This is a genomic window from Streptomyces sp. NPDC027663 (genome assembly GCF_055566415.1).
The window spans coordinates 157586-184245 of the sequence record NZ_JBVHSK010000003.1; the positions used below are offsets into that span (position 1 = coordinate 157586).

The 26660-nt window shown below is 70.9% G+C and carries 23 protein-coding genes and 2 pseudogenes; 15 read left to right on the forward strand and 10 right to left on the reverse strand.

Annotated elements, in window-relative coordinates; all coding sequences use genetic code 11:
- Positions 1 to 91: 91 nt before the first annotated feature.
- Positions 92 to 1684 (forward strand): malate synthase A, encoded by a 1593-nt coding sequence (gene aceB / locus ACZ4SF_RS10055; RefSeq protein WP_468380851.1) that lies wholly within the window; start codon positions 92 to 94, stop codon positions 1682 to 1684.
- Complete coding sequence (locus ACZ4SF_RS10060; RefSeq protein ID WP_468380852.1) at positions 1681 to 2598, forward strand: 3-hydroxybutyryl-CoA dehydrogenase; 918 nt, start codon at positions 1681 to 1683, stop codon at positions 2596 to 2598. The genes aceB and ACZ4SF_RS10060 overlap by 4 nt, the downstream gene beginning before the upstream one ends.
- A 279-nt stretch (positions 2599 to 2877) precedes the next feature.
- Here the strand turns inward: ACZ4SF_RS10060 and ACZ4SF_RS10065 are convergent, their stop codons facing one another.
- A complete protein-coding gene (locus ACZ4SF_RS10065) occupies positions 2878 to 3366 on the reverse strand; it encodes a hypothetical protein (protein WP_468380855.1) in 489 nt (162 codons plus the stop codon).
- A gap of 359 nt (positions 3367 to 3725) precedes the next feature.
- Here ACZ4SF_RS10065 and ACZ4SF_RS10070 point away from each other — a divergent pair, with 359 nt between their 5' ends.
- The gene (locus ACZ4SF_RS10070) at positions 3726 to 4214 is read left to right on the forward strand and encodes a hypothetical protein (RefSeq protein WP_468380858.1); all 489 of its coding nucleotides are present in this window, start codon (positions 3726 to 3728) and stop codon (positions 4212 to 4214) included.
- A gap of 104 nt (positions 4215 to 4318) precedes the next feature.
- Here ACZ4SF_RS10070 and ACZ4SF_RS10075 read toward each other — a convergent pair.
- Positions 4319 to 4975 (reverse strand): annotated as a pseudogene (locus ACZ4SF_RS10075) (aldo/keto reductase); the annotation flags it as partial.
- On the opposite strand from ACZ4SF_RS10075, the pseudogene ACZ4SF_RS10080 reads away from it, so the two are divergent.
- Positions 4883 to 5104: pseudogene (locus ACZ4SF_RS10080) on the forward strand (MmyB family transcriptional regulator); the annotation flags it as partial. The pseudogenes ACZ4SF_RS10075 and ACZ4SF_RS10080 sit on opposite strands and share 93 nt — an antisense overlap.
- 24 nt (positions 5105 to 5128) lie before the next feature.
- On the opposite strand, the gene ACZ4SF_RS10085 reads toward ACZ4SF_RS10080, so the two are convergent.
- Both ACZ4SF_RS10085 and ACZ4SF_RS10090 read right to left on the reverse strand, forming a co-directional pair.
- A complete protein-coding gene (locus ACZ4SF_RS10085) occupies positions 5129 to 6010 on the reverse strand; it encodes a DUF5994 family protein (RefSeq protein WP_468380860.1) in 882 nt (293 codons plus the stop codon).
- A 71-nt stretch (positions 6011 to 6081) separates the two neighbouring features.
- Complete coding sequence (locus tag ACZ4SF_RS10090; RefSeq protein ID WP_468380863.1) at positions 6082 to 6576, reverse strand: DUF5994 family protein; 495 nt, start codon at positions 6574 to 6576, stop codon at positions 6082 to 6084.
- Positions 6577 to 7120: 544 nt separating this feature from the next.
- On the opposite strand from ACZ4SF_RS10090, the gene ACZ4SF_RS10095 reads away from it, so the two are divergent.
- The gene (locus tag ACZ4SF_RS10095) at positions 7121 to 7801 is read left to right on the forward strand and encodes a hypothetical protein (protein WP_468380865.1); all 681 of its coding nucleotides are present in this window, start codon (positions 7121 to 7123) and stop codon (positions 7799 to 7801) included.
- Positions 7802 to 7869: 68 nt separating this feature from the next.
- On the opposite strand, the gene ACZ4SF_RS10100 is transcribed toward ACZ4SF_RS10095, so the two are convergent.
- From ACZ4SF_RS10100 to ACZ4SF_RS10115, 4 genes are all read right to left on the reverse strand, one after another.
- The gene (locus tag ACZ4SF_RS10100) at positions 7870 to 9648 is read right to left on the reverse strand and encodes a PP2C family protein-serine/threonine phosphatase (RefSeq protein WP_468380868.1); all 1779 of its coding nucleotides are present in this window, start codon (positions 9646 to 9648) and stop codon (positions 7870 to 7872) included.
- Between the two features lie 117 nt (positions 9649 to 9765).
- Complete coding sequence (locus tag ACZ4SF_RS10105) at positions 9766 to 10950, reverse strand: cytochrome P450 (protein ID WP_468380871.1); 1185 nt, start codon at positions 10948 to 10950, stop codon at positions 9766 to 9768.
- 30 nt (positions 10951 to 10980) lie between these two features.
- The gene (locus ACZ4SF_RS10110; RefSeq protein WP_468380873.1) at positions 10981 to 12336 is read right to left on the reverse strand and encodes an NAD(P)/FAD-dependent oxidoreductase; all 1356 of its coding nucleotides are present in this window, start codon (positions 12334 to 12336) and stop codon (positions 10981 to 10983) included.
- Positions 12326 to 12535, reverse strand: coding sequence for a ferredoxin (locus ACZ4SF_RS10115; protein WP_468380876.1), 210 nt, complete (start codon positions 12533 to 12535; stop codon positions 12326 to 12328). The genes ACZ4SF_RS10110 and ACZ4SF_RS10115 overlap by 11 nt, the downstream gene beginning before the upstream one ends.
- Positions 12536 to 12866: 331 nt before the next feature.
- Here ACZ4SF_RS10115 and ACZ4SF_RS10120 point away from each other — a divergent pair, with 331 nt between their 5' ends.
- From ACZ4SF_RS10120 to ACZ4SF_RS10130, 3 genes are all read left to right on the forward strand, one after another.
- Positions 12867 to 13121 carry a hypothetical protein gene (locus tag ACZ4SF_RS10120; RefSeq protein WP_468380879.1) on the forward strand — a complete coding sequence of 85 codons (255 nt, stop codon included), beginning with the start codon at positions 12867 to 12869 and terminating at the stop codon, positions 13119 to 13121.
- Positions 13122 to 13323: 202 nt separating this feature from the next.
- Positions 13324 to 13743, forward strand: coding sequence for an SsgA family sporulation/cell division regulator (locus ACZ4SF_RS10125; protein WP_468380882.1), 420 nt, complete (start codon positions 13324 to 13326; stop codon positions 13741 to 13743).
- Positions 13744 to 13784: 41 nt separating this feature from the next.
- Positions 13785 to 14114 carry an NIPSNAP family protein gene (locus tag ACZ4SF_RS10130; RefSeq protein ID WP_468380884.1) on the forward strand — a complete coding sequence of 110 codons (330 nt, stop codon included), beginning with the start codon at positions 13785 to 13787 and terminating at the stop codon, positions 14112 to 14114.
- Between the two features lie 9 nt (positions 14115 to 14123).
- Here the strand turns inward: ACZ4SF_RS10130 and ACZ4SF_RS10135 are convergent, their stop codons facing one another.
- A complete protein-coding gene (locus tag ACZ4SF_RS10135) occupies positions 14124 to 14765 on the reverse strand; it encodes a TetR/AcrR family transcriptional regulator (protein WP_468380886.1) in 642 nt (213 codons plus the stop codon).
- 244 nt (positions 14766 to 15009) lie between these two features.
- Between ACZ4SF_RS10135 and ACZ4SF_RS10140 the strand changes: the two genes are divergently transcribed.
- Together ACZ4SF_RS10140 and ACZ4SF_RS10145 are read left to right on the forward strand one after the other, a co-directional pair.
- Positions 15010 to 18231 (forward strand): bifunctional cytochrome P450/NADPH--P450 reductase, encoded by a 3222-nt coding sequence (locus ACZ4SF_RS10140; RefSeq protein ID WP_468380889.1) that lies wholly within the window; start codon positions 15010 to 15012, stop codon positions 18229 to 18231.
- Between the two features lie 159 nt (positions 18232 to 18390).
- Positions 18391 to 19437, forward strand: a complete 1047-nt coding sequence (locus ACZ4SF_RS10145; RefSeq protein ID WP_468380892.1) for a zinc-binding dehydrogenase — start codon at positions 18391 to 18393, stop codon at positions 19435 to 19437.
- A gap of 282 nt (positions 19438 to 19719) precedes the next feature.
- Here the strand turns inward: ACZ4SF_RS10145 and ACZ4SF_RS10150 are convergent, their stop codons facing one another.
- Positions 19720 to 20355 (reverse strand): TetR/AcrR family transcriptional regulator, encoded by a 636-nt coding sequence (locus tag ACZ4SF_RS10150; protein ID WP_468380895.1) that lies wholly within the window; start codon positions 20353 to 20355, stop codon positions 19720 to 19722.
- 138 nt (positions 20356 to 20493) lie between these two features.
- Here ACZ4SF_RS10150 and ACZ4SF_RS10155 point away from each other — a divergent pair, with 138 nt between their 5' ends.
- Genes ACZ4SF_RS10155 through ACZ4SF_RS10175 form a run of 5 tightly spaced genes read left to right on the forward strand, consistent with a single transcriptional unit; the run spans position 20494 to position 26609 of the window.
- Positions 20494 to 21639: a VOC family protein gene (locus tag ACZ4SF_RS10155; RefSeq protein WP_468380898.1), complete on the forward strand. Its 1146-nt coding sequence runs from the start codon at positions 20494 to 20496 to the stop codon at positions 21637 to 21639.
- Positions 21636 to 22613: a fumarylacetoacetate hydrolase family protein gene (locus ACZ4SF_RS10160; RefSeq protein ID WP_468380901.1), complete on the forward strand. Its 978-nt coding sequence runs from the start codon at positions 21636 to 21638 to the stop codon at positions 22611 to 22613. The genes ACZ4SF_RS10155 and ACZ4SF_RS10160 overlap by 4 nt, the downstream gene beginning before the upstream one ends.
- Entirely contained in the window at positions 22610 to 24229 is a 1620-nt protein-coding gene (gene mhpA, locus ACZ4SF_RS10165) for a bifunctional 3-(3-hydroxy-phenyl)propionate/3-hydroxycinnamic acid hydroxylase MhpA (RefSeq protein ID WP_468380904.1), read from the forward strand. The genes ACZ4SF_RS10160 and mhpA overlap by 4 nt, the downstream gene beginning before the upstream one ends.
- On the forward strand, positions 24226 to 26259 hold the full coding sequence (locus tag ACZ4SF_RS10170) for an acetoacetate--CoA ligase (RefSeq protein ID WP_468380907.1): 2034 nt from the start codon (positions 24226 to 24228) through the stop codon (positions 26257 to 26259). Before mhpA ends, ACZ4SF_RS10170 begins: the two co-directional genes overlap by 4 nt.
- Entirely contained in the window at positions 26256 to 26609 is a 354-nt protein-coding gene (locus tag ACZ4SF_RS10175) for a DoxX family protein (RefSeq protein WP_468380910.1), read from the forward strand. Before ACZ4SF_RS10170 ends, ACZ4SF_RS10175 begins: the two co-directional genes overlap by 4 nt.
- The last annotated feature ends 51 nt before the right edge of the window (positions 26610 to 26660 follow it).

Sequence of the window (26660 nt, forward strand, 5' to 3'; positions counted from 1 at the left end):
CGTTGCGGGCGAGCGGGGGTCGTACGACCGTCCCCGTCCGGTCCCCGCTCCCGCTCCCGCGGCCGCCCTGCCCCGCCCCACAGGAGAAGCGATGTCCACCAGTGCTCCGACCCACCACGTCCGCGTCCTCGCGCCCTTGGGCGACCGGCACGACGAGATCCTCACGCCCGCCGCCCTGGACTTCGTCGGCCGTCTGACCGCAGCCTTCGGGACACGCCGGCTGGACCTGATGAGAGAACGCCGCCGGCAGGTCCTGCGACTGGCATCGGGCTCCCCGCTCGACTTCCCGATGGTCACCTCCGCCATCCGTGCCGACCCGACCTGGCGCGTCGCACCACCCGCCCCCGGGCTGACCGACCGCCGCGTCGAGATCACCGGCCCACCGGACCGCCGGATGACTGTCAACGCCCTCAACTCCGCCGCCAAGGTCTGGATGGCCGACTTCGAGGACGCCACCGCACCCACCTGGGACAACGTGATCGGCGGCCAGCTCAACCTGCTCGACGCCATCGAGCGCCGCATCGGCTTCACCACACCTGAGGGCAAGGAGTACCGGCTCGGCGACCGGCTCGCCACCATCGTGGTCCGGCCGCGCGGCTGGCACCTCGACGAGGAGCACCTGGAGTACGACGGACGTCCCGTGCCCGCCGCGCTGGCCGACTTCGGCCTGTACTTCTTCCACTGCGCCCAGCGGCAGATCGACGCCGGGTACGGCCCGTACTTCTACCTGCCCAAGCTGGAGAACCGCTACGAAGCCCGGTTGTGGAACGACATCTTCGTCACCGCCCAGGAACTCCTCGGCATCCCCCGCGGCACCATCCGCGCCACCGTCCTCATCGAGACGATCACCGCCGCGTTCGAGATGGAGGAGATCCTCTACGAGCTGCGCGAACACAGCGCGGGCCTCAACGCGGGCCGCTGGGACTACCTGTTCAGCCTGATCAAGACATTCGGCCACCGCACCGACTTCCTGCTGCCCGACCGTGCCGAGGTCACGATGACCGCCCCCTTCCTGCGCGCCTACACCGAACTGCTCGTGCGCACGTGCCACAAGCGCGGCGCCCACGCCATCGGCGGCATGGCCGCACAGGTGCCCGGCAAAAACCCGGCCGCCCACGCGGCGGCACTCGCCAAGGTCCGGCTGGACAAGGAGCGCGAGGCAGAAGACGGCTTCGACGGCTCCTGGGTCGCCCACCCCGAACTCGTCCCCGTCTGCCGCCAGGTCTTCGACGGCGTCCTCGGCGAACGGCCCCACCAGATCGACCGGACCCGGGACGACGTGGAGGTGACGGCGGCCGATCTGCTGTCGATACGCCGCATCAGCAGCCCTCCGACCCCCGAGGGCGTCCGCACCAATATCGCCGTCGCCCTGCGCTACTTCGCCGCCTGGCTGCGCGGACAGGGCGCCGTGGCCCTGTACGGCCTGATGGAGGACGCGGCGACCGCCGAAATCGCCCGCGTGCAGATCTGGCAGTGGCTGCGGCACCGGGTGATCGACCGGGAGACGGTTCTCGCACTGCTCGAAGACGAGGTCGCCGCGCTCGGCTCGGAGTATCCCTGGGCGCCGGTCGAGGAGATCCGCGCACTCTTCGAACGAAGCGCGCTGGCCGGTGAGTTGCCGCTCTTCTTCACCCCGGACGCCTACACCCGCCACCTCGTGCGCCGGACGGAGGCCGGGGCATGAGCGGGGACATCCGGCGCGTCGGCGTCGTCGGCGGCGGTCAGATGGGAGCCGGCATCGCCGAGGTCTGCGCACGGGCCGGGCTCGACACCGTGGTGTGCGAGGTGGACGCGGTGGCGGCCCGGGCCGCGCGGGGCAGGGTGGCGGCATCGCTCGACCGGGCCGTACAGCGTGGCAAGCTGGCGAAGGCCGCCGCGCAGGACGCCTTCGCCCGGCTCGTCTTCACCGGGGATCTGGAGGACCTGGCCGACCGGCAGCTCGTCGTCGAAGCCGTAGTGGAGAACCCGGACGTCAAATTGGAGGTGTTCACCGCCCTCGACAAGATCGTCGAGGATCCTGCCGCTGTTCTCGCCACCAACACCTCCTCCCTCCCGGTCATGCGACTCGGCATGGCCACGAGCCGCGCGGACAAGGTCGTAGGACTGCACTTCTTCAACCCCGTCCCCGTGCTGCCGCTCGTGGAGGTCGTGACCTCGCTGCACACATCGGCCGCAACGGCCTCCACGGTCGAGGACTTCACAGTTCGCGTGCTCGGCAAGACCGTCATCCGGTCCCAGGACCGGGCCGGCTTCGTCGTCAACGCGCTTCTCATCCCGTACCTGCTGTCCGCGATACGGATGGCGGAGTCCGGCTTCGCCACGGCCGCCGGCATCGACACGGGCATGGAACTGGGCTGCGCTCACCCGATGGGCCCGCTGAAGCTGGCGGACCTGATCGGCCTGGACACCGTCGCCTCGATCGCCGAGTCGCTGTACGACGAGTTCCGCGAACCGCTCTACGCGCCGCCGCCGCTGCTCCAGCGGATGGTCGAGGCGGGACTGCTCGGCCGGAAGACCGGCCGGGGGTTCCACTCCTACGACCAGGTCCGAGGACCTGGTACAGCGCGGGCTGAGGGGCCCGCGCCGCCGCGGGGGTGAGGGTTCCCGCGCGGCACGACAGGGGAAGGGCGGGAAGCGCGGGTGCGACGCTTCCCGCCCTGTGGCCTGCCCGGCCCGACGCGTCCCGCCTCACCGTCCGGATGACGGACGTCCCGCTCCCCTCTCACACGGCGACCCCGTAGGCCGGCCGGTGCAGCGGGGTCCCACCGTCCGCCAGGCGGGATGCGTCGCAAGAGCGATGCGAAGGCACTCACCGGCCTCCTCGCCGGCGTGCAGGCTCTCACAGAATGCTCGGCGGCATGGTGCGGAGCGCCCCTGTCATCGGACGGGGCCCAGGACAGCTGTGTAGTTCTCTCCGCCATAGAGGGACTCGTAGCGGATCTTGAGCGTGAGCCGACGATTGATCAGGTCCTCGACTTCGGCGTGACTTTGCGGGTCGTAGCTCGCCACACTCAACAAGTACTGCTCATAGTCGGTGGCGATGACCTCTCCTTGGTTGAAGGTCACAGCGGATGGGCGCACCGACAGGGGGCCTCGAACGCGGTCGACACTGGGTGCGTTCCAGGCGCCGAGCACTTCGTCATCGACGGTGAGCGTGCTGTCGACGATGACCGCCGGCCCGAGTCCGGAATTGGTGAGCCGGATCCCTGCCCTGCCTCCCGGCGGCCAGCCACGGTGCAGTTGGAGTATCGGGCGCACCGAGTGGCGGTTGTGTTGCCGGATGGCATGCGTCTGGTAGACCGAGACGATCAGCGACGCGACGGCGATCACGACCGCGCATATCGCGGTGACGGTTTCTGCGTTCATCCCATCCCCCTGGTGAAGTCTGATCGCTCGGACGGTATCCGACCCGATCATCCTGTCCCGGCCCGGCCTTCATCGGTCGGTCGGGGCATGAGGGCGTCTCCGTGGGTCGTGTCGGACGAACTGCGGGAGCGGATCGAACCGCTGCTGCCGAGGAAGGAGCGGCGCTTCCTTGGCGGTGGCGTAGCGCTCGGCCGCATACCGTCAGTTGACGACCAGCCACATCGCCTCGATCTTCGCTCGTGATCCGCCGTACAGTCCTTGACGGAGTGACGGGCCGGGCTGAGGTGGGGGAGATTGTGCCATCACCGTGGACCGGGCCAGCCGCACCGCCTGCTTCCGGGGTGGCACACTCCTGCCCCGTGGCTGACATAACAACTCAAGTGGTGCCGGTGGCCTCCGCGCTTGCGGCAGTCGCCCTGACACTCGCAGGCAACATGTACGTGGAGCGCAGCAAGTGGCGGCGGGCTCGGTACGCCGAGCAGGAAGCCAGGTCGCTCCAGTCGTACACCGACCTGCTGCAGGCGGCCACGGACATCGCACGTACGCTCCGGCAGACGGCTGAGCAGCTGGACGAGGGTCGCGAGGTCGACATGCAGGAGGTTGTCGCGGTTGTCGACGGCCACATAGGCCAAGTGCGGCGGCAGGGGACAGTCGTGCGCCTGGTGGGGCCGCGTAGCGCCTTCGACCTCGTCAAGTCGTTGGAGGACCAGGTCGCCCCCGTCTACCGGCTGCTCGCTGAGGTCGCGCGGTCGCGCGACAGTTCTGCTCTGGTCGAGCCCGCCCGGCGGTTGATGAGGACCCGGGACGCGATCACCGATCATTTGAGGGAGGTCGGAGGGCTCACCTGACCCGACCCATCGGACAGGATCTGAGCCGGGGTCACTGAGCAGCGCGGCGATCTCTCCGGGAATGCGGGCGTCGGCGCTGAGACGAGGAGACGCCGGCCGTCGTGGAGGGCGGCGGCAAGGCGGGCGCTTGCAAGGTTGCGCTGGAAGTTCTCGCCGGTGAAGCGCGGGTTGCCGCGCCGGAAGTCGTCCTCGTCGAACTGCTCGGTGGAACGCACGGTGCCCGTCAGGAAACCGCGTCCCAGCGGGGAGAACGGCACCAGCCCGATGTGCAGCTCGCGCAGGACCGGCAGGATGCGCTCCTCGATGCCGCGCGTCCACAGCGAGTACTCGGACTGCACCGCGGTGACCGGCTGGACGGCGTGGGCGCGGCGGATCGTGTCCGGGCCTGCCTCGGACAGGCCGAACGCGCGGACCTTGCCCTCGGTGATCAGCTCGCCGACGGCACCGGCGGTCTCCTCGATCGGCGTGTCCGGGTCCACCCGGTGCTGGTAGTACAGGTCGCTGTGGTCGGTGCCCAGCCGCTTCAGGGAGCCCTCGACGGTCGTGCGGATGTTGGCCGGGCCGGAGTCCAGGTTCCACGCGCCGTCGCCGCCGTGGGAGACCAGGCCGAACTTGGTGGCCAGCACCACCTTGTCCCGGCGGCCCTTCAGTGCCCGGCCCAGCAGTTGCGCAGACCCGCCGGCAAGACCTTCCACCACCCCCAGGTCGGCACGGTCACCCTGACCTCGCAGTCCCTGCACGCGGAAGGCACACCCGGCCAGCGCATCGGCGTCTACACCGCCGAACCCGGCACGCCCGACCACGACGCCCTCCTCCTGCTCGACATGACCGCACCGCGACCGCCGCAACGCCCCGCGCCCGCACCGAGGGCCACCGGTCAGCAGCCGTGAGCCGCCGTGCCCGTGCGGGGCGGCTCAACTTGCGAAGTGACCCTGCTCCGGCGTCAGTCCCACTGTGGACATGAGCGATTCCGCGGCCTGCTCGGTGGCTTCCGGTGGCACGACCAGCAGATCCCGGCGCCCATGGGCGGGGGCCATCAGAACGATGGTGCTCGGCGTGCGGGCCGTGGTGGTCCTGCGCAGCCGGACGACCTCGTTGCAGACGAGCATGCGGCCCGGGGCCCCGGCCCACCCTGTGCCGTTCACCAGGACACTGACGACCTGGCCCCAGGCACGGGGCAGACCGGAGAGCAAGGACGGGAGTTCCGCCAGGAGGTCGAAGGTTCGCGGCCACCAGGCCCCGTCGATACGGCGTGGCACGGTGCTCTCGGGCGCGAGGTACAGACGAAGGAGGGGCGGGGCCGGCGGCGGGCGCCGTAGCTGGTTGCTCATGAGGTGTCCTGTCGGGTGGTTCGGCGCGGGCATGTCGTCCTCGGCCGGACGGTGCGTCCCGGCGGCAAGGAGCGAGCTCGCGGTGGGGCGGGGCGGGTGGATCGGGGTGTCGTCGGCCGTTCGTCCCTCCCAGGCGTCCTGTGCGTTCGCGTAGACGGGGAAGCGGTCGAGCAGGCCGGTATGGCGGTCGTCCAGGCCGGTCCTGTGGTTGTCGTACACGATGCGCATCCAGCCGCCGCGGGCGCGGCAGTCGGACCACGCCTCGCACAGGGGCGGCAGGATGCCGGAGTCGGTGAAGGTCGCCCCGCTCAGGTCCACGATCAGGAGGAGCCGTCCGGGCCTGGCCGCGCGGGCCTCGGCCAGGGCGCGGACCAGTCGGGCCACGGTCCGCGTGTCCAGTTCGCCGTGTGCGCGGACGATGCGGCACTCCTCGAAGAGCGCAGGCGCTTCACCCTGAGCGGGCAACGGCCCGCGCGAGGGTAGGGGTTGAGGCCGGCCGGTCGTCTCTGCCGTGGACTTTCCGGGGGGCCCGTGCCTCATTCCACCTCCCCGGCCGCGCCCACCGGGCGACCTTCTTCGGCGAGCGCCAGCATGCGCGCGGCGGTCAGCGGGTTCTCGGGGTCTGCGGCGGCGGCCAGCAGCCGGACGGCGGTTCCGGCGGGCTCCTCGGGCGGGACGACCAGGAGCACCCAGCGTCCCACGGTGCCGCAGTCCAGGGTGATCACGTGCGCGTCACTTCCGGGTCCGGCCGGCTCCACCGCGATCATCCGGCCGGGCGCCATGACCGTGTGCGGGGCGCCGGGCCATTCGGCGGGGTCCACGGTGACCCGTATCGCGGCCCACGGGTCCGGCTCCAACGAGCCGACGAGCGAGGGAAGTTCGAGCTCCAGCGCATCGCTGCGCGGCCACCAGGCCCCGTCCAGCGGGCCGTGGCTGACGTCCGGGGTGAGGGTCAGGCGGGGCAGGGGCATGTGGTAGACGCCTGCGTCGGCACCGGACACGCCTTCGGCCGGCGTTCTGGTGGGTTCCATCGTGCGGTCCCGTCCGGGGAGCCGTAGGACGACTGCCCGTTTCGTGCCTCGCCGGGAACGGCACCGCCGGAAGCGCTGCACGAAAAGCTCTCGGTACGGTCAGGCTACTCCAGGGCCGAGGAGAATCGGACGGGTCGGTCGTCCGGGTCCGTCTTCTCTGCCGTCCCGAAGGCTCTCGTCGGCCGGATGGGCGCAGGCGGCCGAGAGGTCCTCGTCGCCCGGTTCGGCGCGGAGCACCGACCCGCTGGCCTCGGGGCGATTGCGTTCGCGCAGGGTATGCCGGGTACGGGCGACCGGCCGCCTTCCGGTCGCCCGGCCGAGCCCGGTGGTCACGCGAGCCGGCCTGGGCCGGAGGACAGCGACCGCTCGCGGACGGCCGGCGCCTTTCCCGGCGTCGGCGACCGCCGGGCCGCCGAGGCGGGCCCGGCCCGGAGTACGGTGGAGATACCGAGGGCACGCCGCGCACCGCCTCAGGCACCGGTGCCGTTCTCGGGGATCGACGACGCCGGGGCGGCTTTCGTCCGCCCCCGGGGCAGGGTTGGCCATGACCGCGCAGGTGTTCCTCCCGACGACCTTGGCCCTCCCCGCTCTCCGGCCCGCACGGGGCAGGCCGCGTACGTGCGTGCCGGGCCCGCCGAAGAGCGAGTGCAGGTCGTCGCCCCAGGTCGCGGAACGCGTCCGCCCGCTGACGCGTGGTCAGGTCGCGGACCGTCTGCAGGAGCTGGGTGACCTGTACGCGGAGACCTCCGGTGGCGACCCATGGGCGTGGAACCAGGCTCGTGGCGCCTTCCTGGGCCATCTCGCGGCCGACACACGACGGCCGGGGTTCTCGCTGCTGATCGCGGAGACCACCGCCCTGACCGGATACGCCTATGGCTTCCCCGCGGGTGGCGCAGGTCCATGGTGGGCGGGCTTCGACCGGCGTATTCGGGCGAATCTGCTCCGCCGCGCCACCTCCGGTCGGCTCTTCGTCGTCTCCGGGATGGTCGTCCCGGCCCGCGTGCGCCGGGAGTACCGGGACCATGTCTGGAACCTCGCCCGGCGCCTGCAGCGACGGCTGCTCGCCGACCACGGCGCTGCGCTCGGCGTCGCGCTGGTGGACGTCCGGGACGACAGGACCGTCGAGACGATGCGGTCCTGGGGCTGGCGGTGTGCCGAAGACGACGCCCTCCAGGCCGTGCCGCCCGGTCCGTTCCGCATCCTGGTGCTGGCTCCGGGGGCGTGAGCAGCCGCCCCGTCCTGGCTCCGGGGACGTGAGCAGCCACCCCGTCGTGGATCACGCCTCGGCCCCGGTCAGGGCACGGGCAGACGCAGGGCGAGAAGGGCGACGTCGTCGGTGCTGCCAGGGAGCATCCGGGCCGACAGCTGGTCGCACAAGGTGTCCAGTGGTTCGTGGGCGAGGGCGAGGGCGTGGCGGCGCAGCCGGCCGAGTCCGCTGTCCAGGTCGCTGCCGCGGACTTCGATCAGGCCGTCGGTGTAGAGCAGGAGCGTGGACCCCGGCGGCAGGGCGTGGGCGGCGCTCGGCCGGGGATCGCCGGCGCCCGGGTGGGTTCCGAGGATGAGTCCCTGCCCGGCTTCGAGGTACTGCGCGTTCCCGTCGGGGGTCAGCAGCAGAGGCGGCGGGTGCCCGGCACTGGTCCAGTGCAGCGTCCATGGGCCGGTCTCCGGACCTTCCACCCGGGCGAGGACGAGGGTGGCCATCGACACGGTGGTGATGGCGTGCATGGCGTCGTCGAGGCGGTCCACGACGGCACCGGTCGGCCCGGAATGGTCCCAGGCGAGGGAGCGCAGGATGCCGTGCAGCTGTGCCATGCCGGCCGCGGCGGTCAGATCGTGGCCGACGACGTCGCCGATCACGAGGGCGAGCGTGCCGTCCCTCAGCGGGAACGCGTCGTACCAGTCACCACCGACCTGGGAGCCGGGCGGAGCGGGCTGGTACCGGGCGGCCAGCTGGAACCGGCCGTGCGCGGGCAGCGGGGGGAGGAGGTTGCGCTGCATGGCCTCGGCGACCGCGCGCTGCCGGCCGTACCGGCGCGCGTTGTCGATGACCAGGCCGACCCGGCGGCCGATGTCGCTCACCACGTCCAGATCGCCGGGGCCGAAGGGCCGTGCCGGGTCGGTGCGCACCAGTGTCAGCGCACCGGTGACCTGCCGTGTGCTGCCGAGCGGCACCGTGATGACGGATGCCGCGCCGGTTGCTCCGAGGAAGGCGCTGTGGACGGTGGCCAGCGGGGAGTCGGGCGGTGCGTCCAGGTCCACCCGCTCCTGCAGGACGGGACCGCCTCCGTTCAGTACCTGGACCAGGGCCGAGTGGGTCGCCTCCCCGGCCGGGGGCAGCTGACCGCGCCAGTCCTCCTGCCCGGCTTCTCGGCCCTCCGGACCGGTCACGGCCACTCGGTGCACCTGGCGGGAGCCGACCCGCAGGTCCACCGCGGCCCAGTCGGCGAGGCGGGGAACCAGGACGCGGCTCAACCGGGCGAGGGCCTCGTCCACCTCCAGTGTCTGACCGAGCACGTCGGTGATCTCCGCGACGAGTGTCAACCGCTCTGTGAGATTCTCCAGAGCGCTCGTACGAGCGGCTCGTTCCGCCTGTTCCAGCCGCTCGGACTGCTCCGCACGTTCCGCGCGTTCCCTGCCGGCACGGCGGTCCGCCGCGGTCTCGACGATCAGCACGACCATGCCCGGGCAGGCGCCGGAGACGCCGTCGTCCGCCAGAGGGGTGGCCGACCAGGAGACCGGGACCAGCCGTCCGTCACCCCGCAGGCACCTGTCGTCGTCCCCGCGTGCCGAACGCCTCTCGGCCAGTGCCCGCAGCAGCGGGCAGCGCTCCCGCGGGATGAGGGCACCTCCCGGGTCCCGATGGCACAGGTCGTGCAGGTCCTGCCCGTACACCGACGCTGCCGCGCGGTCCAGTAGCCGCTCGGCTGCCGGGTTGACCGCGACGATCCGCCCGGCCGGGTCGATCACGGCAAGGGCCGTGTCCAGCTGCTCGACCACCTGCTGCCACAGGGCCGGCTCCACCGCCGACAGCCGGCGCTCGTGCTCTCCGCCGGACCTCAAGCCCTCCACCACGTCGCCGCCGTCCTTTCCGCACAGACCACACCGCCGCCGTCCTTTCCGCACAGACCACACCCCGATCCGGGGACCTCGTCCTGCCGCGGCGGGACGAGGCGCCGAGGCTAGGCGGCTTCACAACTGGACGGGCAGGTGGCGGGGTCCGCGGAGCATGGCGTTCTGCCGGTACGGGGGCGGGTCTTCCACCAGGCGGGCGCTGCCGAGGCGGGGAAGCAGCGCGCCGAGCGCGGCGTACGCCTCGACGCGGGCAAGGGGGCTGCCGTAGCACACGTGAATACCACTGCCGAAGCCGAGGTGCTGGTTGTCCGCACGGGTGGGGTCGAACCGGTCGGGCTCGTGGAATCGCATGGGATCGCGGTTGCCCGAGGCCAGCACCAGGATGACGGACGCGTGTTGCGGGATCTTGGTGCCGGCGACGTCCATGTCGGCGCGCGGGATGCGCTCGCGCATGTGGACCGGAGGCTCGTAGCGCAGCAGCTCTTCCACAGCGCGCGGCAGCAGGTCCGGTTCGCGGCGCAGGAGGTCCAGCTGCTCGGGCCGGCGCAGGAAGGTGAGCGCCCCGTTGGTGATCAGGTTGACCGTCGTCTCGTGCCCGGCGATGAGCAACAGTACGGCGGTTTCCGCGAGTTCCTCCTGGGTGAGTCGCAGGGCCGGGTCCGGTTCGTTGATGAAGGCGGAGAGCATGTCGTCGCCCGGATCGCCGCGACGCTGCTCGGCAAGGTTCACCAGGTACCCGCCCATCTCCATCCGTGCCTGGTCGCCGGCTTTGTCCGTCTCGGTGGAGTCGTCGTCGGGCCTGACGTCGGCGGCGGCGACCAGCGCGTCGGACCAGGCCCGGAACAGCGGCTCGTCCTCATGCGGCACGCCGAGCAGCCGGCAGATCACCGTGACGGGCAGCGGGTAGGCGAAGTCGTCGACGATGTCGATCTGCCGGCCGGCCTCGAAGGACGCCATGAGTTCGCTGGTGATCCGGTCGATCTCGCCGCGCATGGAGTCGACCCGGTCGGGGCTGTGCGGCGGTCCGAACGGCCGCATGGCCAGGGTGCGCAGTCTGTGGTGTTCGGGGTCGTCGAGCCGGAGGAACGGAGGTTTGTGGGTCACTTGCCCCCGGGTGCGGGGGTCGGCACTCATGCGGGGGTCGTGGAGCAGAGCGGCGATCTCGTGGTAGGTGCCGATCAGGTAGCTGCCATTCGTCTGCTGTACCACGGGACCGGCCCCGCGGAGCTCCGCGTACAGCGGGTAGGGGTTCGGGCGGCTGGCGTAGTCGCTGATCCGGGCCAGCAGGGTTTCGGATTCCATGACGGATCCTCGTCGTCGGCGGGACGTGGGCTACACCACGGTCAGTCTGCGGTCGGGAAGATGGCCGGTGAGTGCGACGGTCGGGCCGTGGGACAGCACGGACGGGTCCGGTACGAGAGAGGGCATCGGAATGTCCGCCGCGATCGCCCGGTCCTGCGCGCCGGGCGGCGGCGGGAAGGGAGCCGCCGTCTCGATCAGGTGCCGGTAGTAGTCGAGCGACTTGGCCATGTCGACGGTGACAGCGGCGGTGACCCGCCCCTGGTAGCCGTAGACCATGGCCAGGCGACGTGCCTCCAGGGAGCCCTGGGCGATGACCACGTGGTCGGAGTAGGTGGGTACGCCCACGGACTTGATGTTGAGTCCGAACTGGGTCGACCAGAACGACGGGACGGCCAGGTGCGGTCGCTGCAGCGGCCCGGGATTGACCATGTTGTGGGCCGCCACCCCGGCCTGCTCCACCGCGTTTCCCCAGTGCTCCAGGGACAGCATCTGATAGCCGAACAGCGGGTGGGGGAATCGGGAGACGTCGCCGGCCACGAAGACGTCGTCGGTGACGATCCCGTACATGTTGAAGGCCCGGCACCCGGCGTCGCAGGCGATCCCGCGCGGGCCTGCCGCAAGGCCGGAGTCCGCCAGCCATTCGACATTGCGGATCGCACCCAGCGCGACGACGCACACGTCCGCGTCCACGCGGCTGCCGTCGGACAGCTCCGCGCCGGTGAAGCCGCCGTTCCCGCGCAGGGCGGTGACCGTCACCCCGGTGCGCAGGTCCACGCCGTGGTTGCGCTGCATCACCGCGGCGAGTTTCGACAAGGTGCCGCCGAGAGCGCCGACCAGGGGCGCGGGGCCGCGTTCGGTGACCGTGACCTCGAGCTCCAGCTCCCGGCAGGCCGAGGCGATCTCCGAGCCGGTGAAGCCGCCGCCGATCACCAGCACCCGCCCCGGCCTCGCATCCAGCCGTTCGGCCAGCCCGGCGGCGTCCTCCCGGGTGCGCAGGGTGAACACCCCGTCCAGGTCGGCTTCCTCCCGGTTGGGCCAGGGCCGCGCCCGGGTGCCGGTGGCGATCAGCAGCCGGTCGTACGGCAGTGACTCCCCGTCCTCCAGCTGCACCTGTTTCGCCAGCAGATCAACACCTGTGGCGCGGACGCCGAGGCGCCACTCGGCGTCCGGGTCCCGGCGCATGGGCAGCTCGGTGGTATCGGCCGTCGCCTGGCCGAGGAGCACCTGCTTGGACAATGGCGGCCGGTCGTAGGGCGCATGGGGTTCGTCGCCGACCACGGTCAGTGAACCGGTGAAGCCCTCCTCGCGCAGCGCCTCGGCTGCCCGCAACCCGGCCAGCGACGCGCCGACGATGACGATACGGCCGTGCTTCAGCTCATCGTGCACCAGTGCTCACCTCTTCCCCGAGCAGGATCGCCTGGACCGGGCACGCCGCCGCGGCCTGACGCACGCGTTCGACCTGGTCGTCGGGGACGGCCGTGGCGTACAGCAGTCCCTCCTCGCCGTGCAGCTCGAACATCTCCGGGGCGAGGAACACGCACTGTGCATAGCCCTGGCAGCGCGTGAGGTCGACAACGGTCCGCATATCCACCACTTCCTCCGTTGTCTCCCCCCTCGTTTCCAGCATGGGCCTGGAATCACAGGCCCGCACGTCGCGGCTGCGGAACGCACACTCCGGCGCACCGATGAGGCGAGCATCGCCAACTCTCCTGAGAAAAGCGTCCGTTGTCGCCCCCGGTCAGCTCCGGCCAGCTCCGTGACCCATGCCACTTCGACCATTCCATACAACGTATGGTATTAATGAAAGAGAGGTTCCGTACAACGTATGGAAACTCTGACCCGGACCACGCCAGGCGTCACATCGCCTGCCTGTACGACCGGTCGGCACACCTCACGCCGGCCGGGAAGGAAAGATCATGAAGAAGCTCACGAAGCGCATCGCTGTCACCGCTTCCTCCATGGCGGTCGCGGGTGCCGCCGTGCTCGGTGCCGGGGGCACCGCTTCGGCCGCGACTCCTGCGTCCGCACACGCCCACCGCCCGCCCGTCAGCGTCAAGGCCGCCGACCACCGGTGGGACCACGGAGTCGGCTACCTGCTCGAACAGGGCTACTCCTGCGACGCGATCCGCGGCCGGCACCAGGAATACAGCCGGAACCACGGTGAGTGGTGAGGCAGGATCCGCTCGCGGCCAGGGGCCCAGGCCGTTTCCGCCGCCTTGAAGTCCGTCGGCGACAGGGACCGCTCGCCGGTCAGGGATCAGCGGTCCCTGACCCCCGCCCGGGCCCTGCTGCAACACCCCTTCCTCCGCCGCCTCTTCGTCGCCGGCCGGGCGGCGCGGCGGCCGAGGCGGAGGGGCCTAGGAGTGAATGCCGATGACATCCTTGAAGACCGTCGTGCGGGATGTGGCCGCGCGGCTTGTCGTCTCACACGAGCACTCCCTGCCCCTGTGTATGCGCCTGTGCTACGAACCCACCGACCCCTATGTCGTCCGTGCCCTCTTCTTCGTCCACGGTGATGAGCCGGTCGAATGGGTCCTCGGTCGCGACCTTCTGAGCAACGGTCTGACGGGTTCCGCAGGCGAGGGAGATGTCCGGGCCCGGCCGGCCGTTGATCACGGCCTCGAGGCGATGCACATCACCCTCGGGTCTTCCGCGGGTACCGCCTTGCTCGAGGTTCCCGCGCAGGACATCAGGTCCTTCCTGGAGAACACGGAGGCGCTGGTGCCACGAGGCACCGAGTCCGGACGCATCGACTGGGACACCGAACTGGCGTTCCTCCTCTCGCAAGGCTGACCGCCATCCATCCACGCCCCGAAGAAAAGGAACGAAGATTCATGTCCCAGTACCAGCTTCGTGTCTACACCTTGCGCAGCCCTGAGTCGCTCGCCGCCTACGAGAACATCTGGGCCAAGCACATTCCCGGTATGGCAAAGCACCGGATCACCACTCACGGCGTCTGGACGGTGCCCGCAGCGCCCGCGAGCGAGGCTCCCCAGCTGTACGCCCTCGTTTCCTACAGGGACGCCGACGACATGCAGGAGCGACTGGAGGCGTACTTGTCGAGCCCTGAATTCCGCGCGGACATGGAAGGCTTCGACATCACCCAGATCGTCGGCATCGCCGAGTCCGTGCTGACGCCCACCGCCGACTCGCCCTTGCGATGACCGAGGCGATCAGCTGCGTGCCCAGCCGGGGCCCTGGCTGTCATGTCCGGCGGCAAGCCGGCTTTCCAGGCCCGCGATGAGCGTGTCCATCACCATGCGAAACCTGCGGTCCTGGACAGACCCTGACGGGTCCGCGTCGGTGGACTCGTCTTCGCCGGCGGCGAGACCGGGGGGCTTGAGGCTCGCCCACTGGTGAAGCGAGCCGTTGAGTTCGGCGGTGAGGACACCGACGACGACGGCGACCACCAGAGCGGCGGCCTCCGAGACCTCCGGCTCCGGCACTCCCGCGGCGGCCACGATCGCCGTGAGCGCGGTCCAGAACGGATCGTCGGACTGGATGAAGTCCGGCTGGTGGCTGAACGAGTAGGCCATCAGGTTGGGATGACGGTGCGCCAGGGTCCGGAAATCCGTGGCGAGCAGGCGAATGCGCTCCTGCCAGGGAGCATCCTGAAGCGTCACGGTGCGGAACTGGGCGCCGACCATTCTCGCCACGCCGCGCAGCACGGCTTCCTTGTTCGGCACGTGGTGGTACAGCGACATCGGGTTCGCATCGAGCACGGTGGCGAGTTTGCGCATGGTGAGCGCCTCGACCCCCTCCTCGTCGATGAGCCGCAGCGCGGCGGCATGGATCCCGGCCTCGGTCAGCGGCACGTCCCTCTTCCTCGTTCCCCGCGGGGGACGCCTCACCTTCTTTTCCATACCTCGTACGGTACCAGTTTCGTACGTCGTACGGAAATGACCTTGATCACAGCGGTCGGCCGCGCCGACCAGGGTTGCACCGAGTTTCCATACGACGTACGGTACCAATTCCATACGGCGTATGTTTCCGTGCGGCGCCACGGCATCGACCAGCGCACCGCGCCCTTGCCCACCCCCTCCCACACAGGAGCGAGCCATGACCACGAACTCCGCGAACGACCTCCGCCCCATCCGGTCCCCGCGCGGGGTACCCCTGCTCGGCCACACACCGCAGATCCCCGACACCAACCCCGTCGAGTACTTCAACGAGCTGTCCAAGCAGTTCCCCGAGGGCATCTACGGCATGGACATCGCCGGCATCGAGCAGGTCTTCGTCTACGACCCGGACCTGGTGGCCGAGGTCTGCGACGAGACGCGGTTCTTCAAGCAGATCGAGAAGACGCCGCTGACCCATGTGCGGGACTACACCGGGGCGGGGCTGTTCACGGCCCACCAGCACGAAGAGGAATGGGCCATGGCCCACCGGATCCTCCTGCCGGCCTTCAGCCAGCGAGCCATGAAGACCTACTACGGGCAGATGCTGGAGATCGCCCAGAACCTGGTCGGCAAATGGGAGAGCCGGGAGGGTCAGCCGGTCGCCATCACCGACGACTACACGCGGCTCACCCTCGACACCATCGCCCTTTCCGGGTTCGGCTACCGCTTCCAGTCCTTCGGCAAGGAGGAGCTGCACCCCTTCCTCAACGCGCTGCTGGAGGCGCTGACCGAGTCGATGCGGCGCTCCCAGGAGCTGCCGGTGATGACCAGGCTCCGGAAGGCGGACGACAGGAAGTACCGCGAGAACATCCGGCTGATGCGTGACCTGGTCGAGAGCGTGATCAAGGAGCGCCGTGAGGGGAAGGGCAGCGGCGAGGAGGACCTGCTCGGCCTCATGCTGGAGGCCACCGACCCGGAGACCGGCGAGCTGCTGGCGGACGACAACGTCCGCGACCAGGTGGTGACCTTCCTGATCGCCGGTCACGAGACCACCAGCGGCCTGCTGTCGTTCGCCACGTACTCGCTGATGCGCAACCCGCACGTCCTGGCGCAGGCGTACGCCGAGGTGGACCGCCTGCTGCCCGGTGACACGGTCCCGGACTACGACACCATCATGCAGCTCGACGTCATCCCGCGGATCCTGGAGGAGACCCTGCGCCTGTGGGCCCCCATCCCGATGATCGCCAAGGCGCCCATCGACGGCACCGTCATCGGTGACCGGTACGAGCTGAAGAAGGGGACCAGGGCCAACATCCTCATGGGCGCACTGCACTCCCACCCCAAGGCGTGGGACCGCCCGGAGGAGTTCGACATCGACCGGTGGCTGCCGGAGAACCGCGCCGAGCAGCACCCGCACGCCTACAAGCCGTTCGGCAACGGTGTACGTGCCTGCATCGGCCGGCAGTTCGCGCTCACCGAGGCCCGCCTGGCGCTCGCGCTGGTACTGCAGAAGTTCCGGTTCTCCGACACCACCGACTACCGGATGGACGTCCGCGAGGCGCTGACCCGCAAGCCCGGCGACTTCCAGCTGGTCGTCCGCAGGCGTCAGGAGCACCAGCGGACCGTCTTCGGCGCCGCCGACCTGCAGGCCGGCGACACACAGGCGCAGACAGCGGTCAGCGGCGTCGGGGTGAACCTGACCGTCGCCTACGGCTCCAGCCTCGGCTCCTGCGAGGACCTGGCGCGGACCATCGCCGACCGCGGTGAGCGCTCCGGGTTCGGCACCACGCTGACGAGCCTGGACGACCTCGGCGACAACCTGCCCACCGAGGGCCTGCTCGTCGTCGTCGCCGCCAGCTACAACGGCAAGGCCCCCGACAACGCCCAGCGCTTCGACGACCTGCTCGCCGCCGGCCTGCCCGAGGGTTCACTGTCCGACGTGCGGTTCGCGCTGCTCGGTGCCGGCAACACCCAGTGGGTGGCCACCTTCCAGGCATTCCCCAAGCGGATCGAGGAAGGTCTGCTGGCCGCCGGCGCCACGCCCGTCGTCGAGCGCGGCATCGCGGACGCCGCCGGTGACTTCGACGGCATGGCCAGTCGCTGGATGGACACGCTGTGGGCCACCCTGGCCGAGGAGTACGCCGCCGACACCTCCGCGGCGAGCGGCCCGCGTTACCAGGTCCAGTTGCTCACCGAGTCCGACGTGCGCCCCGCCATCGTCTCCGAGCAGGCATACCCGCTCACGGTGGTCGCCAACGAGGAGCTCGTGGCCGACGCGACCGGCTTGTGGGACTTCCGGATCGAGCCGCCGCGCCCGTCCGCGAAGTCCATCACCGTCGAGCTGCCCGAGGGCGTCACCTACGACACCGGCAACCACCTGGCCGTCTTCGCCAAGAACGAAGCCGCCCTGGTGGAGCGCGCACTGCGGCGGCTCGGTGTCGAGTACGGCCAGGTGCTCCGGCTCGACCAGCCCGGCGGCGGCCGCACGCACCTGCCGGTCGGTGTGCCCGTCACCGCCGGCATCCTGCTCACCGAGTTCCTGGAGCTGCAGGACGTGGCCACCCGCTCCCAGATCCAGACCCTGGCCGAGTACACCCAGTGCCCGTGGACCCGTCCGCAGCTCCAGGCGTACGCGGCCGACACCCAGGAGGCCGAGGAGCACTACCAGAAGGAGATCCTCGGCAAGCGGGTCTCGGTGCTGGGCCTGCTGGAGCGCTTCCCCGCGGTCGAGCTGCCGCTGGCGGTGTTCCTGGAGATGATGGGGCCGATCCGTCCGCGCTTCTACTCCATCTCCTCCGCCCCGTCGGCCAACCCGCGCCATGTGCGCCTGACCGTCGGCCTGCTGGAGGGTCCGGCCCTGTCCGGCGACGGCCAGTACCGCGGCACCTGCTCCTCCTACATCGCCGGCCTCGAGCCCGGTGACGTCGTCTACGGGTATGTCCGCGTGCCCTCCCCCACGTTCGCCCCGCCGGCCGACCCCGCCACTGCGCTGATCCTGATCGGCCCCGGCACCGGCATCGCGCCGCTGCGCGGCTTCCTGGAGGAGCGGGCCTGGCAGCACGCCAACGGCACCGAGGTCGGCCTGTCGCAGGTCTTCGTCGGCTGCCGCCACCCGGAGCACGACTACTTCTACCAGCAGGAGATGCAGGACTGGGAGCAGACCGGGATCGCACGGATCCACACCGCCTTCTCCGCGGTGACCGGCCACCCGGCCCGGTTCGTGCAGAACGCCATCGCCCATGCCGCCGACACGGTGTGGCAGGCCATCGAGGACGGCGCGTACATCTACGTCTGCGGTGACGGCCGCCGTATGGCCCCCGCCGTCCGCGAGGCCCTCGCCGCCATCCACCGTCAGAAGACCGGAAGCGACGACGCGGTCGCCCAGCAGTGGCTCGCCCAGCTCGAGGCCGACGAGCGCTACCAGCAGGACGTCTTCGCCTGACCGTCGCATGCCGTCAAGGCGTGCGACGCCCAGCCGCCGGGAGGCGTGCGGCATCCCCGCTGCCGGCCGTACGCCTCCCGGCCACCACAAGCCCCTCGGACACCCCGTGGCACCCATCGGCCCGAACCGCCGAGTGCCGCTCACAGAAAGCAGCTACTCATGGACACCATGCTCGCCGGACGCTTCCACCTGGACAGCAAGAAGTTCGCCGTGGAGGAGGTCCCCATCCCCGTACCCGGCCCGGGCGAGGTACTCATCGAGGTCAAGGCCGCCGGCGTCTGCCTCTCCGACGTCCACCTCCTCGACGGCTCCCTCGTCCCGCTGTTCGCCACCTCCGACACGGTCACCGTCGGCCACGAGGTCTCCGGTGTGATCCACACCCTCGGCCCCGACCTCCGGCGCGGCCTGACCCCCGGCACCCGCGTCACCCTGGAGGCCGGCAAGACCTGCGGTAGGTGCGCCGGCTGCGTGCGCCGCCGCCCCTGCACCCAGATGCTCACCGCCGGCATCGACTACGACGGCGGCTGGGCCGAGTACGTGACAGCCCGCGAGGACACCCTCATCCCCATCCCGGACAGCCTGCCCTTCGACCAGGCCGCGATCATCCCCGACGCGGTGTCCACCCCCTACGCCGCCGTCGTCGCCACCGCGGGCGTCCGTCCCGCGCAGTCGGTCGGCATCTGGGGCGTGGGCGGAGTCGGCGCGCACAACGTGCGCCTCGCCCGCCTGGTCGGCGCCGCACCCATCATCGCCGTCGACCCGCTGCCCAGCGCCCGTGAGCGCGCCCTGGCCTTCGGCGCGGACCACGCCCTGGACCCGGCCGCCCCCGACTTCGCCGAGCAGGTCCGCGCGGCCACCGACGGACGGGGCCTGGACTTCGCCTTCGACTGCGCCGGCGTACCCGCCGTCCGCGAGCAGGCCGCCTCCGTGCTCGGCCTGGGCGGCTCCCTGATCCTGGTGGGCATCACGCCCAGGCCGCTCACCATCACCGAGGGCCTGACCTTCAACTACCTGCAGAAGCAGGTGCGCGGTCACTACGGCGGCTTCCCGGAGTCGGTCTCCGAGCTGGTGCGGCTGGCCGCAGCCGGACGCCTCGACCTGGCCCCCTCCATCACGGACCACATCCCGCTCGTCGACGCGGCCGACGCGGTCAGCCGCCTGGAGAACAAGATCGGCGACCCGATCCGCCTCATCCTCGTCCCCTGACACCCGTCAGCAGGACACCAAGCCACCTCGGGCAGGGGTGAGTGGGCGCCGGTGCGTGAGGGAGCACCGGCGCCCACGGTTTTCCGGCAGCAGAACCGTGCAGGGACGGCGCCATGCGGACGAACGACACCCCGGGCAGCACTCCGCAGCGCAGGGACGCTCACTGGAACCGCAGACGGATCCTCGCGGCCGCTCGCCGGAAAGGTGAGGCCGCCGCCACCGCGTTCCCCGTCGCCGCCGGCGTGGCACCGCAGGCGGCTGCGCTCCAGGTGCAGGACGTTGTCAGGCGAGGTCCGGCAGCGGGCGTCGGGTGACCTCATGGGCGTCGTCCGGAGGGACGCCGAGCATGCGCAGGACCATCTCGGCCAGGTCGGAGGCGGCCTCGTCCCCGTCGAGGTCGGGGCGGGCCAGTCGTAGCGCCACCAGGGACATCAGGGTGCCGCCCACGGCGGACAGGGCGGTGGTCGCGTTGCCGCAGGTGAAACGGCCCGACGCGATGCCGATCTCCAGGTCGCGCAAGGCACGCGGGGAGAGACCGCTGTCCGAGTGGATGTGGGACAGGCCGCGGTCGCGCAGGATCCGCATGAGTTCCGGATGGGAGTCGGCCATCCGGGCGGTGAGCCGGAAACCGGCGGCGACCAGCTCGGCCGGGTCGTCGATGCCTTCCACGCGCTCGTCGATGACCTGCCCGAACTCCTCCAGGGCGTCCGTCACCGCGGCGTCGAACAGCTCCGTCTTGGACTCGAAATGGTTGTAGAAGGAGCCGAAACCGACATCGGCGCGCTCGGCGATGGCCTGGATGCTGGCGCTGGTGTCCCCGGTCTCCGCGAGGATCTGCCGGGCCGCACGGACGAGCGCCTGACGGGTCTCGGCGCGGCGCCGCTCGAATCGGTTCTTGGGTGGGGCTGACGTCGGCATACGGCTGAGTGTAACCGCCGCGACGATGACCCCGCCATTACTGATGAGATCCTCAATTATTTGGGCTGCACCTATTGACGATGAGAAACAGCAGAGTTGATGATTTCCTCATTACAGCAGTGTTGCCTGGAGGACACCATGTCCCACATCCCCGTTGACAAGGGCGGTCCTCTGACGCCCCACCAAGACCTCCACAGCGAGCAGGGCGCCCTGCGCGGAGAGCATCCCGGACGAGCCCGCAACCCCGTGGTCAAGGTCGCGGACCTGGCCTGGCTGGAGTTCGAGAAGCCGGACCTGGACCGGGCCGAGGTGTTCGCCCGTGACTTCGGGTTCGCGATCGCCGCCCGCACCCGGCACGAACTGTGGCTGCGCGGCACATTCGCGGGTTCTCCCTGCATGGTCATCCGGCGTGGGAGTGCCTCCCGCTTCCTCGGACCGGCGTTCCGTGCGGCCGAGCCGTCCGATGTGGACCGGCTGGCCGCGGCCGTCGGGCACACCGTCCGGGACATCGACGTACCGGGTGGCGGCCGGTCGGTCGCCCTGTTCGATCCGTCGGGCCTGCCGGTCCGGGTGGTGCACTGTGCCGAGCCGCTGCCCGCACTGCCCGGGCAGGAGCCGCTGGTCCTCAACTTCGGTTCCGGTCACCGTCGTACGAACGCCACCCAGCGTCCGCCCCGCGAGCCGTCCCGCATCCAGCGTCTCGGCCATGTGGTGCTGGAGACACGGACGTTCACCCGCACCCTGGACTGGTACCTGGACACCCTCGGCATGATCGTGTCCGACTTCCTGTTCCTGGACGGGCAGCGCGAGCGCGGTCCCACCATGGCGTTCATCCGCTGCGACCAGGGCAGCACGCCCGTGGACCACCACACCCTCGCCCTGCACCTCGGACCAGGCACCGGCTACGTCCACTCCGCCTACCAGGTCACCGACCTCGACGCCATCGCCGCCGGCGGGGAGTACCTGGCCGAGCGCGGCTACCGGCGCAGCTGGGGCATCGGCCGGCACATCCAGGGCAGCCAGCTCTTCGACTACTGGCGCGACCCCGACCGCTTCATGCTGGAGCACTTCGCCGACGGCGACCTGTTCTCCCGCGACCTCGAACCCGGATGGGCGCCGATGTCGGCGAGCGGTCTGGCCCAGTGGGGCCCGCCCGTCACCCGCGACTTCCTGGGCACCAACCCCTCCCCCGCCAAGCTCCGCGAGGTCATGACGGCCCTGCGCGACGACAACGAACTCGACCCCGCACGCCTGCTGGGCCTGATGAAAGCGATGAGCTCATGAGCACCAACGTTCTGCGCACCACCGACGGCTGGTGGGTCGTCCTTCCCCAAGCTCCCGACTCCGCTCGACCAGGGGAGACCCCGACCGGGTGCGCCGTCCGCATCGACACCAAGGCGGTCACCACCGCCGACCTGCTCGCCGACCGGGACGCGGTCCGCGAGGCCGCCGCCTCCGCCGAGAGCGGCACGCCCGTCGCCGACCTGGTGGCACTGCCCCCTGTCACGACCCCGTGCCGTGTGGTTGCCCAGATGGTCAACTACCGCAGTCACGCAAAGGATTCCGGGTTCACCGGGGACATCCCGCCCACCTTCTTCCGCAAGGCGTCCGGCTCGGTCAGCGGCCCGCACGAGGCGATCGTCCGCCCGGCGCACGTGAGGTTCCTCGACTACGAGGTGGAACTCGGCCTCGTCATGGGTGCGCCGCTGCCGGTGGGCACCGTCGTGGAAGAGCGGGACCTGCCTTCGTATGTCGCCGGTCTGGTCCTGACCAACGACGTCAGCGCCCGCGACGTGCAGCTGACCAAGACGCAGTTCTACGAGAGCAAGTCCTACCCGACCTTCACACCGACCGGCCCGTACCTGGCCCTGCTGGAGCCCGAGGACTTCGACCGTCTGCTCGACCTGAGGCTGCGGCTGTCGGTCAACGGCGTGCCGCGTCAGGACCGCACACTCGCGGACATGATCGTACGGCCGGCGCAGGCGCTCACCCTGCTCGCCCGCTTCCAGACCCTCGACCCGGGTGACCTGCTGCTCACCGGCACTCCCGGCGGCACAGCCCTGAAGGCCCCACCCAAGCCGGTCGAGAAGATCGCCGCTCTGCTACCGCCCGCGCTGAAGTGGAAGGCGTTCTTCAACGGCCAGGCCAAGAACCCCCGGTACCTGCGCAACGGCGACCTCGTCACGGCCACGATCTCCACCCCCGACGGCCACATCGACCTGGGCGAGCAGCGGACCACCGTGGCGGACGCGACGTGAGCGCCACGTCCCGGCGACCGGTGGTGATCATCGGTGCGGGGCCCGTCGGCGTCACGGCCGCGCTCCTGCTCGCCCGGCACGGGGTGCCCAGCCTCGTCCTGGAACGCCACCAGGACGTCTACCCCCTGCCGCGCGCCGTCGTCGTGGACGACGAGGTGCGCCGGATCCTGCAGAGTGCCGGCATCCACGAGGAGTTCGCCGCCCTCGCCCGACCGGCACGCGGCCTGCGGCTGCTGGACTCCCGGCACCGCGTGATCGCCGAGTTCGCGCGGTCGCAGCACGGTCACCACGGCTTCCCCCAGACGAGCATGTTCGACCAGCCGGAGCTGGAGCGCCTGCTGCGCGCCGCTCTTGCCCGCCGCCCGCAGTGCGAGCTGTGGGGCGGGGTGGAGGTCTTGTCCGTCACCCAGGACACCGGCGGTACGGCTCCGGTCCGGGTGACCTTCCGACGGGAGGGCGGCACCGACGAGGAGCACGTATGGGCCGACGCCGTCCTCGGCTGTGACGGCGCCGGCAGTCTCACCCGTGACGCCATCGGCGCCGTGTGGGAGGACCTGCACTTCGAGGAGAGCTGGCGGGTCATCGACGTACGCACCAGCCGCCCGGTGCGCACCTGGGAGGGCGTCGACCAGATCTGCTGCCCCACCCAGCCCGCCACTTTCATGCGCCTCGGCGAGGACCGCTACCGCTGGGAGTTCCGGCTGCCCGCCGACGTACACCTGGACGGCCCGGACGGCCGGGGACTCCTGCGGGAGCTGGTCGCCCCCTGGGTGGACGTGCCGTCCGACGCCTCGGGGGGCGACGACTTCGAGGTGATCCGGCAGGCGCAGTACACCTTCCGGGCCCGCCTCGCCGACCGGTGGCGCCGGGGGCGCGTCTTCCTGCTCGGCGACGCCGCCCACCTCACCCCGCCCTTCATCGGGCAGGGCCTGTGCGCGGGCCTGCGCGACGCCCGCAACCTGACCTGGAAACTCGCCCGCGTTCTCCGGCAGGGCGCGGACGACAGGCTGCTGGACACATACGAGGGCGAGCGCAAACCGCACGCCCGCCATGTGATCCGGCTCGCGGTGGCCATGGGCTGGGCCATGACGGGTGGACAGGACCACGCCGCGGCGCTCCGCCGGGCCGCCGTGGGCATGGCCTGCCGCGTGCCCGGAGTGACCTCTGCGGTGAGCCGTGACCTCAGCCCGGCGCTGACCGCCGGCCCGCTCGTCCGGCACCGCCCCGGGCTCATCGGACGCGGGCCGGCCGGCACCCTCTGCCCACAGCCCTGGGTGATCACCGACGGCAGGCGAGTCCGCCTGGACGACGTACTGGGAGACTCCTTCACCGTCCTGACCGCCGTCCCGCCCACCCCGCAGATGACGGCCGTGGCCATGGCGCTGGACGCACCGACGGTCCACGTCGACGACCTCGACGACGGCACCCTGGCCGACTGGCTGCTTCGGGGCCGGGCGGATGCGGTTCTGCTGCGGCCCGACCGCGTCGTGATGAGCACCGTCCCTGCCGGCACCGGTGCCTTCCCTGACTCCACCGCCTGGGCCTCCCTGCTGCACCCGGCCCGCCGTACCACCGAAGCCCGGACCGTCCCCCTGCCGAGGAGCACCGCGCCATGACCACCCAGCACCCCACGCCGTATCCGGAACCGTTCCTGTCGCCCGACCCGAAACGGGCCGCCGGCAGCCGCATCGCGGACTTCGCCCGCTGGGCCGCCGGGCAACAGCGTGCCGAAGGGATCCAGGACCCCACCGACTACCGGGCCCTGCACCATTGGTCCGTCACCGACCTGGAGGGCTTCTGGGCCGCGGTGTGGGAGTACTTCGACGTCGACGCGACCACCCCGTACGAGCGGGTACTGGCCGAGGAGACCATGCCCGGCGCGCGCTGGTTCCCCGGCGCCACCCTCAACTACGCCCACCACGCGCTGCGCAACCTGCACCCGGACGCTCCCGCGATCACCGCGCTGGACGAGAACGGCTCCGGCTACGAGATCACGGGCCGACAGCTGCGTGCCCGGGTCGCCTCCGTCGCGGCCACCCTGCGTGACCTGGGGGTGGGGACGGGCGACCGGGTGGTCGGCTACCTGCCGAACACCCCGCATGCCGTCATCGCCTTCCTCGCCACCGCCAGCCTGGGCGCCGTGTGGTCGGTGTGCGGCCAGGACTACGCACCCAGGGCCGCCGCCGACCGCTTCGCCCAGCTCGAACCCACGGTGCTCATCACGGCGGACGGCTACCTCTTCAACGGCACCCGGCACGACCGCCGCGCCGCCTCACTCGACCTCGCCGGAGCCCTTCCCACGCTGAAGGCCACGGTGCTCGTGGACCACCTGGGTCTCGGCCGGCCCGAGACCCGGCACACGGGCCTGACGGTCCCATGGGACGACGCCGCCACCCGCACCGAGTACCTCACCGTCACCCCGGTGCCGTTCGACCACCCCCTGTGGATCGTCTTCTCCTCCGGCACCACGGGCTTGCCGAAGGGCATCGTCCACGGGCACGGCGGCGTCCTGCTCGAACACCTCAAGATCCTCGGCCTGCACTGCGACCTGGGCGTCGGGGACCGCCTGCTGTGGTACACCACCACCCACTGGATGATGTGGAACCTGGTCGTCTCCACCCTGCTGACCGGCGCCACCACCTGCACCTACGACGGCAGCCCCGCCCCGGTGGCACGCCCCGACGTCCTGTGGGAGCTGGCGGCCCGCCACAAGGTCACCGTCTTCGGCACCAGCCCCCAGTACCTGCTGGCCATGAACAAACTGGGCCTCGAACCCACCGTGCACGACCTGTCGGCCGTCCGCGCCATCGGCAGCACCGGCTCCGCCCTGCCCGCCTCCGCCTACCCCTGGGTCCGAGACCACGTGGGCGCGGGAATCCAGCTGGCCTCCACCAGCGGCGGCACCGACGTCGTCTCGGCCTTCGCCGGCAGCGCCCCCACGACCCCCGTCTGGGCCGGCGAACTGTCCGCCCCCAACCTCGGCGTCGCGCTCGCGGCGTACGACGACACGGGACGGCCGGTCGTCGACCAGGTGGGCGAACTGGTCGTCACCCGTCCCATGCCCTCCATGCCGCTGTACTTCTGGAACGACCCCGACGGCAGTCGCTACCGCGACACCTACTTCGGCGCGTACCCGGGCGTGTGGCGGCACGGCGACTGGATCACCCTCACCTCCCACGGCTCGGTGATCGTCCACGGCCGCTCCGACGCCACCCTCAACCGCAACGGCGTGCGCCTGGGCAGCGCCGACATCCACGACATCGTCGAACGCCTCCCCGAGATCACCGAGGCTCTCGTCATCGGCACGGAGGAACCCGGCGGCGGCTACTGGATGCCGCTGTTCGTGGTCCTTGCCGACGGGGTCGGACTGGACGAGTCCCTGCGCGACCGGATCCGCGACGCCATCCGCACCGGCGCCTCCCCCCGTCACGTCCCCGACGAGATCATCGCGGTGCCGGCCATCCCGCACACCAGGACCGGCAAGAAACTCGAAGTCCCGGTCAAGCGCCTCCTCCAGGGCGCGCCCGCCGAGAAGGTCCTCAATCCCTCGGCGGTCGACAACCCGGACCTCGTCGCCTACTTCGCCCGCCTGGGAACAGAACGCCGCCAGGCCCGCCACCCGCACACCGCCAAGGACGCCTCATGAGCCTCTCCGCCACCCTGGCCTGTCTCATCGTGCTGATCTTCGCCCTGCTCGGCGGGGCCAAGATCATGGCGCTCGGCCCGATGCCCGGGCTGGCCGCCCACGCCGGCTTCACCCCCGCGGGCTACCGGGTGGTCGGTGCGCTGGAGCTGGCAGGCGCCGTCGGCGTGGCCCTCGGACCGGTCCTGCCGCTGTTCGGAGAGCTGGCCGGCGCCGGGCTCCTGATACTTCTCGCCGGGGCTGTGACCACGCATGTGCGCAAGCAAGACAGGCTGCCGAAACTCGTACCCGCGGTGGTGTGCGCCGCACTGGTCGCCTGGCATCTCGTGCTCCTGGTCGGTATCCACTCATGACATGAACCCGCGCCGGAGGTCCCTGAGTCCTATGAGCGTGCCCACGCCGGG